This is a genomic window from Kribbella alba (assembly GCF_039529635.1).
Classification (GTDB): Bacteria; Actinomycetota; Actinomycetes; order Propionibacteriales; family Kribbellaceae; genus Kribbella; species Kribbella alba.
In genome coordinates this window covers 176312-188322 of sequence record NZ_BAAANE010000003.1, presented here as the reverse complement: position 1 = coordinate 188322, position 12011 = coordinate 176312, and the positions used below count along the sequence as shown (strand labels likewise).

The window sequence follows — 12011 nt, the reverse complement described above, 5'->3', positions numbered from 1 at the left end:
CCCCACAAAGGAGCAGATCATGGCCAACGGAACAGTGAAGTGGTTCAACAGCGAAAAGGGCTTCGGCTTCATCGCCCAGGACGGCGGCGGCGCCGACGTGTTCGTGCACTACTCGGCGATCACGACGGACGGCTACCGTTCGCTGGATGAGAACCAGAAGGTCGAGTTCGACCTGACCCAGGGCCCGAAGGGCCCGCAGGCGGAGAACGTCCGCCCGGTCTGATCGACCCCGCACCAAACTGATCCAAAGAACCACCAAGCAGGCCCGGCCGTTCTCGGCCGGGCCTGCTTGTCTGTAGCCCCTTGCTGTCTTCAGGGTCTTGCGTCCGAAGGGGTGGGGGTCCCGCCCCACGGTTCTTCGGACGCAAGGGTTCAGAGTTGCCAGAGGTGCTCGCCGTCGTCGAGGTGGTCGGTGCGGCTGAGGCCGGCGGCCGTGGCGACTGCGGCGGAGGCGGTGTGGTCGGGATGGACGTGCGCGATGATCCGCTCGACGCCTTGGGCGCGGAGCCAGTTCACCAGGCCGATCGCGGCTTCCTTGGCGTAGCCCCTGCCTTGCCACGTAGTACCGACGACCCAGGCGATCTCTGCTTCGGAGCCGGACACCGTCGCCTGGACATACCCGACGAGTGCGGCGTCCTGCAGCGAGCTGATCACCCAGTTGAGCCAGTACTCGTCCTGCCTGGCGGGCCCGGCCAACTGACGTTCATAGCGACCCGCGAGTTCTTCGGCGGTCGGTGGCGCATCCCCGGTGAAGGTGTAGAGCTCTGGAGTCGCGAGCACCTTCGCCATCTCCTCGGCGTACTCGACTCGCAACGGGAGCAGCGCGAGCCGCTCGGTGTCGAATCTGCTGGCGATCATCCGCAAACGGTAGCGCCGCACGGTCCGGCCGCTCCCTCCTCGGCCGATCCGTCCGATGCCACCTTGGTTGGACCCGCGCCCTTACGACGGCAGTCTGGCGTTGGGGTGCAGGTCGAACTGCGGGCTGCGGTGGTCGCCTGGCCGGTACGGATTCGTCCGCTCCTCGTAGTGCAGGTTCGGCCCGACCGCCAGGCCCAGGCGATCCCCCGTCTCCACCGTGTCCCCCCGTCGAACCGCGAACTCGGTCAGGTGGCCGTAGACGTGCCAGATCGCGTTGGACTCGACCACGACCTCGTCACCTTCCACCCGTACGACGACCCCGGCCAGGGTGGCCCTGACCGGCGTACCGTGGGCGGCTCTGTAGTCACGGCCGGGGTGTGGGCCGTGCCGGCCTGCGACCCCGAACTCGCAGGTCACCACTCCGTTGTGCACCGGTGCTGCCATGTCCCAGATCGTCCGCACCCTTCTTCAGAAACCCTTAAAGGCGACCGGCGAGGGCTGGATAGGGAGCGGGTTCGACTTCCAGCTCGGCCATGCGGTGCACGTAGGTGCGGTAAGCCCGTCTGGCTTCGCCATGCGCGCCGCTCGTCTGGAACGCGGACACCAGGCCGAGGTGCGCCCGCTCGTCGTACTGGTCGCGCTGCAGGATCCGCAGCAGGTATCCCGCGGCCGTGTCCGGGTCGCGCCTCCCCCGCTCGGCCAGGACGCGAGCCACCCGGACGTAGAGCGCCCGAGCCTCCTCCCGCATCCCCGCGGCCCAGTCGGCGTACACGTCTTCTTCCAGGAAGTCTCCGGAGTACGACGCTTCTGCACCGCGGAGCGTGGGCAGGCTGTTGCTCTCCAGCCCGGCACGGGCGTCGTGCAGGAAGCTCTCGACATCTACTGCGGTCTGCTGGCCGTCCAGCCAGATCGTGGCCCGGTCAGCTCCGACGAAGTGGTCCGCTGGGTACTGCTTGTCCGGGTCCAGTACGGAGCGCACGGTCGACAACGCCACCGACAGCCTCGGTGATGCCACGGACTCCGCTTGATCCGGCCAGAGCAGGTCCAGCAGTTGCACGCGAGCCACCGGCCGGCAGCGACGGGCTACCAAGATCTTCAACAGATCCCGGGCCTTCTTCGACGGCCACTCGCCGAGCTGGACGGCCTTGCCCTTCCGCAGTACTCGGAAGCCGCCGAGGCACTCGACGCGCACCGGCGCCGGGCCTGCCTCCTCGCTGGCGGCCAGAGCGGCTGCTGCGTAGCGGGTGGCTCCAGCAGCAAGGAACTGCTTGTGCGCCCGCAAGGCAAGCACGCGCCCTTCGTCCCCCGGCGACTGCCTGGCCAGCATCAGCTCAGCCCGCGCCTGCCCCAGTGGATCCGCTAGCTCAATGCGGATATTCAGTACTTCGTGAAGCACCTCGCCACCGCCGGCCGCGGCGTACAACTCCAGCGCATCCGCTAGGCCAGCTCGGTCACGCCGCTTGCGACACAGCGCGGCTGCCTCCTCCGCTGCGGCTGCCGCTTCGATCTTGTTTCCTGCATGGAAGGTGACCCAGCCCAGGCCGACCAGAGCACCTGACAGCCCTAGCACGGGCCCGTAAGCCACGGCCTGCTTGGCGAGCTCGGCAAGCTCCGCTGCTCTCTCGGGCTCCTCCACTGCAAGCACCCGCGCCAGCCCGGCTAGTGATGGCACCAGCGCCTGCATGTCCTTGGTGTCGTCCGCCATGGCGATGGCCTCCTCGAAGCAGGCCCTGGCCATCGCCCGGTCGCCGCGTTCGCGATAGACCTCTCCCAGCACTGCAAGGGGTTGTGCGACCCGCTTGGACTCCAGCTTCTGGAAGAGCGCTCGCGACGCTTCCAGCTCGCCGATGGCTTCATCGAGACGGCCGAGCCTCAGCAGGGCTTCGCCGCGGTTGTTGAGAGCGAGCGCACGGAACACGGCAAAGCCGGCACGGTCCGCCAACTCCAGTGCGCGGTCCAGTTCCTCGAGGCCGAGCATGTAGTCACCCTCGGCGATGTGGTGGGAGCTTTGGTTCACCCGGATGCGGATGGACTGCAGCATGTCGCCCGCACGCTCCGCATGGTCGAGTGCCCGCACGTAGTGAGACGCGTTGCTGCGCGGGTCGCTGTCGACCGCTGCCAGCATCGCAAGCACTGTGTGGACGATCGCCAGCGCCCGGTGATCTCCGGAGATCTTCGCCGCCACCTTTGCCGCGCCGACCAGTTCGCGGCATTCCTCGAACTCCCCGCGCATCCAGTGGGCGCTGGCCCACCAGGCCTGGAGCAGCGCCTCGTCCGTGGGCTGCGCGCCGTCGATCCTGCCGCGCCGATAGGTCGCGATGGCCACGTCGGTCCGGCCGCGCAGGTGATGGATCAGGCCCAGGCGCCACGCGATGCCGACCGGAATCTCGCCTTCCGGGCCGATGATCCGGTCGAAGCAGTCCACTGCCCCGTGCCAGTCGCCGAGCACCTGTCGTGCTTCGCCTTCCAGCTGGTCCATCGCGTCATCACGCAATGCCCCGGGCAAGGCGACGACCGCCGCGACGACTGCCTCCGCGAGCCCGCCGCTGACCATCGCGTGCCCGCGCTCCGCGAGCATCCGGGACACCTCGGCCGGGTCGACCAGTTGGAAGCAGGCCAGCGCGTCCCGATCGTCCCGCACCGACTCCAACCACCTTCCGGCTCGCAGAGTCAGCTCAGCGACATCTGCCTTGTCGGTGACCAGCCTGTCGTTGGCGAAGTCCCTTACCAGCGGGTTGAGCTCATACCCGTCGGCGTCTCCGGCCGAGACCAGCAGACCTCTCGTCCGAAGCCGCTGCAGCATCTCCGCGCTGTCAGTCAGCCCTATCGCCTGGCACAACTCGGACCCGAACCGAGGCAACACCGCGACGGCCGCGACCAACCGGCGTACGGCTGGAGGCTCTGCAGCGAAGACCTCCTCGGCCAGGTAGTCGTACAGCGGTCCGTCGGAACGCAGTGCACGCCGCAACCTGCTCGGCCGCTCGGCAGCCGGCACAGGACGCAGCGCCTCCACCGCCAGCCGCGCGGCAGCCGGCCACCCCTGTACTGCGGACTGCAGCGGCTCGGCCAGTTCCTCCACTCCTTCACCCAGTACTACGCGCAGCACGGCGCGGGTTTCCGGCACAGTGAAGGCCAGGGCGGTCGCGTCGATCTCCAGCACCTGGCCCCTGCCACGGAGCCGGTCGATCCCGAACGGCATGGCTGTCCGGGAGGCCACCACCAGGTGCAGCGACGGCGGCGCGATCCGGACCAGGCCCTCGATCAACCTGGTCGCGGGGTCTCCCGGCCGTAGTTCGTGGAGATCGTCCAGGACGAGCACCAGGTCGCCGTCAACGTTCTGCTCGAGTGCGTCAGCCAGCACACCGGCGTACGCGAGTGCTCTGGTGTCCTGTTCGGCGTCGGCATCGGGGCCGCGTGGCCCCTGTAGTTCAGCGGCGAGTACTGCCGACAATGCGGGGACCTGACGCCTGACTGCCTCCACCAGGCCGGACACCATCGCGGCGAGTGAGCGGTCCTCGGCGCGGACCGTGTACCAGGCGCAAGGACGCTCTGCCGCCCAGGAGCCGAGCAAGGTGGACTTGCCGAAGCCGGCGTCGGCAACGACCGTCAGTAGTCGCCGCTGCGCTCCTTCATCCAGCAGCGCGGTCAACCGCGGCCGATCAACCGTGCCTTGCGCAGGCGCCCCGTCCCCAGGCATTGCCTCACCTCCCGTCCCCAACCCTTGAACAGGACAGCACCGTCGGTAGTGGCTCCGCAACAGTGTTGACCCTGATCTCGCGGTGAGTTTTTCCTGGTACTGCGGGAGCGCTGTCCTGGGAAGCCGGGAGACCAGGCCGCAGGGGGCAGACTGGGCGGCATGATCGAGATCGACTGGGCCGAGCAGGCCCGACAGCTGAGGAACTCGGCCACCGCTGAAGCCGACTGGAACAAGATGGTTGCCTCGGGCCTGGTCCGGGCCACGGACCGGTTGGCGGTGGACGTCGGCTGTGGTGGAGGCGGGATGGCCAAGGCGCTCGCGGCTGCCTTGCCCGAGGGCGCGGTGGTGGCGATCGACGCCGACGCTGAAGTGTTGCAGGAGGCCCGTATCCATACCGGCGGCGCCGTCCGCTGCGAGCGCGCATCGCTGGACGACGGGCCGGAGCCGTTGCGGCAGGCAATCGGTGCGCCCGCGGATCTGATCTGGGCTTCCGCCTCGGTCCATCACGCAGCGGATCAGCAGGCGGCAGTCGATTCGCTTGCCTCGCTACTTGCGCCGGGCGGGCGGTTGGCGCTGGCCGAGGGCGGGCTGCCGGCCCGGAGCCTGCCGTGGGACCTGGGCATCGGAGAGCCCGGACTGGAGCTTCGGCTCGATCTGGCGCAGGACCGGTGGTTCGCCGCGATGCGTGCTGCGCTGCCTGGTTCAGTGGACCTGCCGTACGGCTGGACCGATGCGCTCCAGCGGGCCGGGCTGGCCGAGGTGACTACGCGGAGTGTGCTGACGGAGAAGCCTGTGCCGCTGTCGGACGAGGACCGCGAACAGGTGGTCAACCAGTTCCAGCACCGCGTCGACCGCTTGACCCCGGGAACGCCCGGCGGCGATGGCAGTGGACACGGACATGGACACGGACACGGGCACGATGACGGATTGCCGGTGGAGCTGGCGTTGCCGGCTGAGGATCTGGCTGTCTGGAGGGAGTTGCTCGACCCCGACAGCTCGCACTACTTGGGCCGGCGGACGGACCTCGCCGCGCTGTCCGTTCGCAGCATCCACATCGGCCAGGCGCCCGGCTGAATCACCCTCGCGACGGGGCACAGCGCAGTACGGGACTGACCGCCACGCCCGGTATTGACGCTGCCTGGCGCGACGGCAACGCCCGGCCGCCGTAAGGTGGGTGCCCATGAACGACCGGCTGGTGTGGATCGACTGTGAGATGACCGGACTCGATCTGGCGACGGATGCCCTGATCGAGGTCGCGGTTCTCGTCACCGACTACGAACTGAACGTCCTCGGCGAGGGAATCGACCTGGTGATCGCACCGCCGCCCGGCGCGCTGGAGCAGATGGGCGACTTCGTCCGCGACATGCACACCGCCTCCGGCCTGCTCGCGGAACTGCCGCACGGGATCCCGCTGGCCGAGGCCGAGCAGCAGGTCCTCGACTTCATCTCCGCCCACGTCCCGGACCCGCGCAAGGCCGCCCTCGCCGGGAACTCGGTCGGCACCGACCGCACCTTCCTGGTCCGCGACATGCCGAAGGTCGAGTCCCACCTGCACTACCGCAACGTGGACGTCAGCTCGATCAAGGAGCTCGTCCGGCGCTGGTACCCGCGGGTGTACTACGCGACGCCGGCCAAGAGCGGGAACCACCGTGCGCTCGCGGACATCACCGAAAGCATCGCGGAGCTGCGGTACTACCGGCAGACCGTGTTCGTCCCCCAGCCCGGCCCGGACACGGAGACCGCCAGAGCGGCCGCCGCCAGCCTCGTCTCGGACCCGATTTCGGGGAACTGACCTTCGTCGCTATGATTACCCAGCCGTTGCAGTCAGGACGGCAGCGGTAGGAAACATGGTGGGTGTAGCTCAGCTGGTAGAGCACCTGGTTGTGGTCCAGGTGGCCGCGGGTTCGAGTCCCGTCACTCACCCCAACCCCAGAACGGCCCGCTCGATCCGAGCAGGGCCGTTCTGCTTTTCTGTACTGCGCGGTTCCGCGTTTTCCTGCGGGGGTTGGGGCGGTTGTGCTGGAAGGATCGGACGGGTGAAGTCGTCCGGCAGCGTGTGGTTCGTGTATGGGGTCGCCGTGGTGGTGACGTTCCTGGTCGGAATGCTCGCGTTCACCGTTTTCGTGCTGGCGAAGGTGTTCGGGTCCTCCTCCCCTGACGAGCCGGCTCCCGCTGCTTCGACGGTCGCCCAGAGCCAGCCGGGGCCTCAGCCCCGGTCGAGCGTTCCGGTCGTCAGGACCACGATCGCGCAGGTGCTGGAGGTCCGCCCGGTGGTGTCGGATCCGCGCCAGCTTGTGCTGATCGTCGCGACCCCGGTCGGCTGCGCACGGGTTCTGCGCGCCACGACCTACGCCGAAGGACCGGGCGCGATCGCAGTACGGGTGACACAGCAGACCGACCGGACCGGCTGCCGGTGGCAACGCAAACCGGTCCTCGCGACCGCCAAGGCGCCGATCGACGCGCGGACGCTGATCATCAACGGCACGCCGTGGACCCCGACCGCCTCCGGCCGCTACGAACAGGCACTTCGTGCGAGCACTCCCTAGGAGATGCAGTTCGCCGGCAGGTCGAACCAGCGCAGGTGGTCGAACTCCGCGTTCACGCTGGCTTCGCTGACCGTGTCGGCGTGCTGACAGGCGGCCAGGAGGGCCCGCGCCTCGGCCAGATATCCCTCCAGCGCTGACTCCGGCGCGGTGGTGTCGTGGCGCGGGTAGCGGAGTTTGCCGTCCGCGTCGTAGCCGACCTGGGACAGCCGCATCGGCGGTTCGACCGGGCCGCGGTGGTGCCGCCAGAGCCCGTTCGCCGGGCTGAAGCGGTAGTCGCCGAGCAGCCGCCACCCTTCCTGGGCGACCAGCCGCACCGCCTCCACGACGTACGAGAAGACGGCCTCGGAGATGAAGTAGTTGAAGTTCACCCGGACCCACCCCGGCTTGATCCCCTCGCAGCCGTGCTCGATCTCCTCGGCGAACTCGTGCGAGCGCTCGAGGTCGATCCCGAGCAGCGTGTGGCCGTACGGGCCGGCGCAGGAACACCCGCCGCGGGACTGGATCCCGAACAGGTCGTTCAGCAGCGCGACGACGTAGTTGTGGTGCAGGTATCGCCCGGACGGCGCCTTGATCACGAACGACACGATCGACAGCCGCTCCGCGTCGAGGTTGCCGAGGATCTGGATGCCCGGCTCGTCCCGCCAGGCTTCGACCGCCCGACGCAGGTATGCGTCCTCGTGCGCGCGGATCACCTCGATCCCGACCGCCCGCTTGAGCTGGAACACCAGCCCCGCGCGGATCGACCCGATGATGGCCGGCGTCCCGCCTTCTTCGCGCTGGATCGGGTCGTCGAGATACCGGTGGTCGGTCGGGTTGACGTAGGCGACCGTGCCACCCCCTGGTACGTCGGGGACGCGGTTGCGCAGGAGTTCACGCCGGACGACCAGTACGCCGGGAGTGCCCGGGCCGCCGATGAACTTGTGCGGGCTGAGGAAGATCGCGTCCTTGTAGGCCAACGGGTCGCCCGAGCGGCCGCCGTACATGTCGATCTCGACGTAGGGCGCGGCGGCGGCGCAGTCCCAGAAGGAAAGCGCGCCGTGCCGATGCAGCAGCGCGGAGACCCGGTGCGTGTTGCTGACGATCCCGGTGACGTTGCTGGCCGCGGAGAACGAGCCGATCTTCAGCGGACGGTCGGCGTACCGGGTGAGCTGCTCCTCCAACTGCGGGATGTCGATGTGTCCGTCGCCGTCCTGGCCGATCACCACCACGTCGGCGATCGACTCGCGCCACGGGAGCTCGTTGCTGTGGTGTTCGTAGGGGCCGATGAAGACCACCGGGCGCTCGACCCGCGGGATCTGGTCGGTCAGGTGGTAGCGGTCATCCAGGTCTGCCGGGATCCGCAGGCCGAGGACCCCGATCAGCTTGTCGATCGCGCCGGTAGCGCCCGAACCGCAGAAGATCACCGCGGTCTCGTCGTCTCCGCCGACGCTGTCGTGGATGATCTTGCGGGCATCCTCGCGGAGCCGGGTGGTCTGCAGGCCGGTGCCGCTGGACTCGGTGTGCGTGTTCGCGTACCTCGGCAGCACCTCCTCGCGGATGAAGTCCTCGAGGAACGTCAGCGCCCGGCCGGACGCGGTGTAGTCGGCGTAGGTGACCCGGCGCGGCCCGTACGGCCCCGGCATCACCTGGTCGTCGCCGATCACCGAGGAGCGGATCCGGCCCAGCAGCGGCGTATCGGGCGGCATCAGCACGCTGTCGTCCACCGTGGTCCGCAGGTCCCCCTGGATCGTCATGGCGTCAGGGTAAGACTGCTCGGTGACTTTCGTCTCATGTTCTGCGGCGGCCGGGCGGTTAGGGTCGGTGCCAATCGACCGTGAGGAGCTCAGGATGACGTTTTCCACCGAGTTGTGGGACGCCGGCGCCACGAAGGTGTACGACGAGATCGTCCGGCACCCGTTCATCACCGGGCTGACCGAGGGGACCCTCGATCACGACGCCTTCCGGTACTTCATCGTGCAGGACAGCCACTACCTGCGGGCCTACTCGCGCGCCCTGGCCCTGGTCGCTGCCCGTGCCGTCGACCAGGACGCCGTCAGCATGTTCGCCCGGCACGCCGCCAACGCGATCGAGGTCGAACGCGAACTCCACAGCTCCCTGCTGGGCTCTCTCGGTCTCACCTCCGCGGACGTCGACGCGACCGGTTCAGGGCCGACGACCACGGCGTACATGTCCTATCTGACTGCCACCTGCGCGACCGGTACGTACGCCGAGGCGGTGGCCGCGGTGCTGCCCTGCTACTGGATCTACCGAGAGGTCGGCCGGGAGCTGCTGAAGCGCTCCTCGCCCGATCCGGTCTACGCGCAGTGGATCGCGGCCTATGGTTCCGAGGAGTTCGACGCGGTCGTAGAGTCGGTGCTGGCGGTGACGGATCGGCTCGGTGCCGAGGTCGGGCCGGGCGAGCGAGATCGTTGCCACCGGCACTTTTCCACCACGACCAGGTACGAGTGGATGTTCTGGGACGCCGCGTACCGCAAGCTGGATTGGCCGATCTGATGAAGGATTTCTACGACGTCGTGATCGCCGGCGGCGGCCACAACGGGCTCGTCGCGGCCGGGTACCTGGCCCAGGCCGGTCTGAGCACGCTGATCCTGGAGCAGCAACCGCACACAGGCGGCGCCGCGGTCAGCCAGCAGGTGTTCCCCGGGGTCGACGCCCGGCTGTCGCGGTACTCCTACCTGGTCAGCCTGCTGCCCGACAAGATCGTGGCCGACCTGGGCCTGGCCCTGGAGCTCCGCTCGCGCTCCGTCGCGTCGTACACGCCGGTACGCCGCGGTGGTCGCGACCTGGGCTTGATGGTCGAACGACCTGAGGGGGCTTTGACGCGGGAATCCTTCGCCGCGCTGACCGGAGGTGACGCCGAGTACGACGCCTGGACCGCGTTCTACGGGTCCGTCGGGGAGCTCGCCCAGGTGATCGCGCCCACGCTGCTCGATCCGCTCGCAACCTCGGAAGACCTGCGAAAGAAGGTGGATCCGGCGCTGTGGGAGGCCCTGGTCGAGCGGCCGCTCGGGGAGATCGTCGAGCAGCGGTTCGCGGACGACACCGTGCGGGGCGTGGTCGCGACGGACTCCGTCATCGGCACGTTCGCGGGCTTGCACGACCAGTCCCTGATCCAGAACCGGTGCTTCCTCTACCACCTGATCGGCAACGGCACCGGCGAGTGGCGGGTGCCGGTCGGGGGCATGGGCGCGGTCACGGATGCGCTGGCTTTCGCGGCCCGTACTGCGGGTGCCTCGCTGGTGACCAACGCGTCGGTGACGGCGATCGACGTGGACGGCAAGCGCGGTTCCGTCACGTGGCTCGGCGGGGACGGCGAACGATCCGTCGACTGCTCCTTCGTGCTCGCCAACGTCGCGCCGACGACGTTGGACGCGCTGCGCGGCCGTAGTACGAGTGAGAAGCCCGAGGGATCCCAGCTCAAGATCAACCTGCTGCTGTCACGCCTCCCCCGGCTGCGTTCCGGCGAGGATCCTTCCCGCGCCTTCGCGGGCACCTTCCACATCGACGAAGACTATTCGCAACTCGAGTCGGCCTACCGACAGGCGACGTCCGGTTCCCTGCCGGCGGTTCCGCCCTCCGAGGTCTACTGCCACTCCCTCACCGACTCGTCGATCCTCAGCCCTTCGTTGGTTGCCTCGGGCCACCAAACCCTGACCGTCTTCGGCGTCCATTTCCCCGCCCGTTTGTTTGCCGCCGACAACGATGCTGCCCGCGACGAATCGGTACGCCGGGTGCTGGCCGGCCTGGAGTCATACCTGGACGAGCCGCTGGAACCGTGCATCGCCCGCGACACCGACGGCAACCTCTGCATCGAGGCCAAAACCCCCAACGACATCGAGCAATCCGTCGGCATGCCGGGCGGCCACATCTTCCACGGCGACCTCCAATGGCCCTGGGTCGACGACCCAGCCGAGGCCGGCCGCTGGGGTGTCGAAACCGACGCGGCGAACCTCCTCATCTGCGGCTCAGGAGCCCGCCGAGGCGGCGCCGTCAGCGGCATCCCCGGCCACAACGCCGCCATGGCGCTGCTCGAACTCCGCCCCTGACCAACAAGGTCGGCAGGTACCGGATACCGATTTCGTATCTGCCGACCGACCCTGCTACGATCCTCTTCGTTCGATCGCAACGCCGAGTACCACAAGTAACACCAGCACCACGCAACAGAACATGCGCCGCTAGCTCAATTGGCAGAGCAGCTGACTCTTAATCAGCGGGTTCGGGGTTCGAGTCCCTGGCGGCGCACCAAAGCCCAGGTCACCGAGGTGCCCTGGGCTTCTTGATGCCCTCAATGCACCGTTTACGCACCACTTTGCGTCGCGTCCGATCCGATCTGATCCGCGGACTCACCTTCCAGTTCGGGAACTGGACTACCGGCCCGGCCTTCGACTGATCGTGACCGTGCGTCACATCACATCGGGCCCGCCACACCGCCCGCCAAATAGCCGACCAGCTAGGCCAGGCCAAAGTCTCTATCACCCAAGACATCTACCTGGGCCGTCAAGCCGCCAACCCCGCCGCCGCTGAGGCCCTCCAACAAGCCTTCGAAGACCCAGACCTCGCGTGAGAACCAATCATCTTGAGCTGTCCATCCAAGGCCCGGAGGAATTGCCTCCGGATGCGGTCTCGTACATGCCGGGTCAAAATGGGTGTCGATGCCGAGGCTTTCGCGTCGTACGACTGCTCGGGCCGGCCTGTTGAGCGGCATCGGCTCGGTGCCGGCTAGGTCGCCTGAGGGGCGAACGCATGCTCGCCGGCGGGCCAGATGGTCCAGCCGTGTGCGGTCAGCGCCGGCCATAGCCGGTTGCCGCAGTGTCGGCAGAGGTAAAGAGCTCGCTCGGCTCGCTCGGCGCGGACCGCCGCGAGCACCGATGGTCCACACCGGTCACAGGTCTCGTTCATGCAATCACTGT

At 68.2% G+C, this 12011-nt stretch carries 11 protein-coding genes and 2 tRNA genes; 8 read left to right on the top strand and 5 right to left on the bottom strand.

The genetic code is table 11. The features are described from left to right. Positions 1-19 precede the first annotated feature (19 nt). Positions 20-223 (top strand): cold-shock protein, encoded by a 204-nt coding sequence (locus ABD210_RS05230; RefSeq protein WP_112239219.1) that lies wholly within the window; start codon positions 20-22, stop codon positions 221-223. 149 nt (positions 224-372) lie between these two features. Here the strand turns inward: ABD210_RS05230 and ABD210_RS05225 are convergent, their stop codons facing one another. From ABD210_RS05225 to ABD210_RS05215, 3 genes are all read right to left on the bottom strand, one after another. Continuing rightward, positions 373-858 (bottom strand): GNAT family N-acetyltransferase, encoded by a 486-nt coding sequence (locus ABD210_RS05225; protein ID WP_344109359.1) that lies wholly within the window; start codon positions 856-858, stop codon positions 373-375. Positions 859-939: 81 nt separating this feature from the next. Beyond that, positions 940-1302 carry a M23 family metallopeptidase gene (locus ABD210_RS05220; RefSeq protein ID WP_344109356.1) on the bottom strand — a complete coding sequence of 121 codons (363 nt, stop codon included), beginning with the start codon at positions 1300-1302 and terminating at the stop codon, positions 940-942. Between the two features lie 34 nt (positions 1303-1336). Then, complete coding sequence (locus ABD210_RS05215) at positions 1337-4555, bottom strand: tetratricopeptide repeat protein (protein WP_344109354.1); 3219 nt, start codon at positions 4553-4555, stop codon at positions 1337-1339. Positions 4556-4714: 159 nt separating this feature from the next. Between ABD210_RS05215 and ABD210_RS05210 the strand changes: the two genes are divergently transcribed. The 4 genes from ABD210_RS05210 to ABD210_RS05195 all read left to right on the top strand — a co-directional run bounded on the left by ABD210_RS05210 (position 4715) and on the right by ABD210_RS05195 (position 7101). After that, positions 4715-5629, top strand: a complete 915-nt coding sequence (locus tag ABD210_RS05210) for a class I SAM-dependent methyltransferase (protein WP_344109352.1) — start codon at positions 4715-4717, stop codon at positions 5627-5629. A gap of 106 nt (positions 5630-5735) precedes the next feature. Further along, on the top strand, positions 5736-6347 hold the full coding sequence (gene orn / locus ABD210_RS05205) for an oligoribonuclease (protein WP_344109350.1): 612 nt from the start codon (positions 5736-5738) through the stop codon (positions 6345-6347). Between the two features lie 58 nt (positions 6348-6405). Beyond that, positions 6406-6481, top strand: a tRNA-His gene (locus tag ABD210_RS05200). Between the two features lie 110 nt (positions 6482-6591). Then, the gene (locus tag ABD210_RS05195; RefSeq protein WP_344109348.1) at positions 6592-7101 is read left to right on the top strand and encodes a hypothetical protein; all 510 of its coding nucleotides are present in this window, start codon (positions 6592-6594) and stop codon (positions 7099-7101) included. Here the strand turns inward: ABD210_RS05195 and ABD210_RS05190 are convergent. Then, positions 7098-8834 carry an aminotransferase class V-fold PLP-dependent enzyme gene (locus ABD210_RS05190; RefSeq protein ID WP_344109346.1) on the bottom strand — a complete coding sequence of 579 codons (1737 nt, stop codon included), beginning with the start codon at positions 8832-8834 and terminating at the stop codon, positions 7098-7100. The two genes, ABD210_RS05195 and ABD210_RS05190, sit on opposite strands and share 4 nt — an antisense overlap. A gap of 94 nt (positions 8835-8928) precedes the next feature. Between ABD210_RS05190 and tenA the strand changes: the two genes are divergently transcribed. The 3 genes from tenA (at position 8929) to ABD210_RS05175 (ending at position 11346) form a co-directional block, all read left to right on the top strand. Then, positions 8929-9594: a thiaminase II gene (tenA, locus tag ABD210_RS05185; protein WP_344109344.1), complete on the top strand. Its 666-nt coding sequence runs from the start codon at positions 8929-8931 to the stop codon at positions 9592-9594. After that, positions 9594-11147, top strand: a complete 1554-nt coding sequence (locus ABD210_RS05180) for a phytoene desaturase family protein (RefSeq protein WP_344109342.1) — start codon at positions 9594-9596, stop codon at positions 11145-11147. Before tenA ends, ABD210_RS05180 begins: the two co-directional genes overlap by 1 nt. Positions 11148-11270: 123 nt before the next feature. Beyond that, positions 11271-11346 (top strand) — tRNA-Lys (locus tag ABD210_RS05175). A gap of 474 nt (positions 11347-11820) precedes the next feature. Here the strand turns inward: ABD210_RS05175 and ABD210_RS05170 are convergent. After that, positions 11821-12000, bottom strand: a complete 180-nt coding sequence (locus tag ABD210_RS05170; protein ID WP_344109339.1) for a hypothetical protein — start codon at positions 11998-12000, stop codon at positions 11821-11823. Positions 12001-12011: the final 11 nt, after the last annotated feature.

Bases quoted from the DNA above. Each gene is read 5' to 3' on its own strand.
- ABD210_RS05230 (WP_112239219.1), top strand. From the start codon at position 20: ATGGCCAACGGAACAGTGAAGTGGTTCAACAGCGAAAAGGGCTTCGGC.
- ABD210_RS05190 (WP_344109346.1), bottom strand. From the start codon at position 8,834: ATGACGATCCAGGGGGACCTGCGGACCACGGTGGACGACAGCGTGCTG.
- ABD210_RS05225 (WP_344109359.1), bottom strand. From the start codon at position 858: ATGATCGCCAGCAGATTCGACACCGAGCGGCTCGCGCTGCTCCCGTTG.
- ABD210_RS05170 (WP_344109339.1), bottom strand. From the start codon at position 12,000: ATGAACGAGACCTGTGACCGGTGTGGACCATCGGTGCTCGCGGCGGTC.
- ABD210_RS05180 (WP_344109342.1), top strand. From the start codon at position 9,594: ATGAAGGATTTCTACGACGTCGTGATCGCCGGCGGCGGCCACAACGGG.
- ABD210_RS05220 (WP_344109356.1), bottom strand. From the start codon at position 1,302: ATGGCAGCACCGGTGCACAACGGAGTGGTGACCTGCGAGTTCGGGGTC.
- orn (WP_344109350.1), top strand. From the start codon at position 5,736: ATGAACGACCGGCTGGTGTGGATCGACTGTGAGATGACCGGACTCGAT.
- ABD210_RS05210 (WP_344109352.1), top strand. From the start codon at position 4,715: ATGATCGAGATCGACTGGGCCGAGCAGGCCCGACAGCTGAGGAACTCG.
- tenA (WP_344109344.1), top strand. From the start codon at position 8,929: ATGACGTTTTCCACCGAGTTGTGGGACGCCGGCGCCACGAAGGTGTAC.
- ABD210_RS05215 (WP_344109354.1), bottom strand. From the start codon at position 4,555: ATGCCTGGGGACGGGGCGCCTGCGCAAGGCACGGTTGATCGGCCGCGG.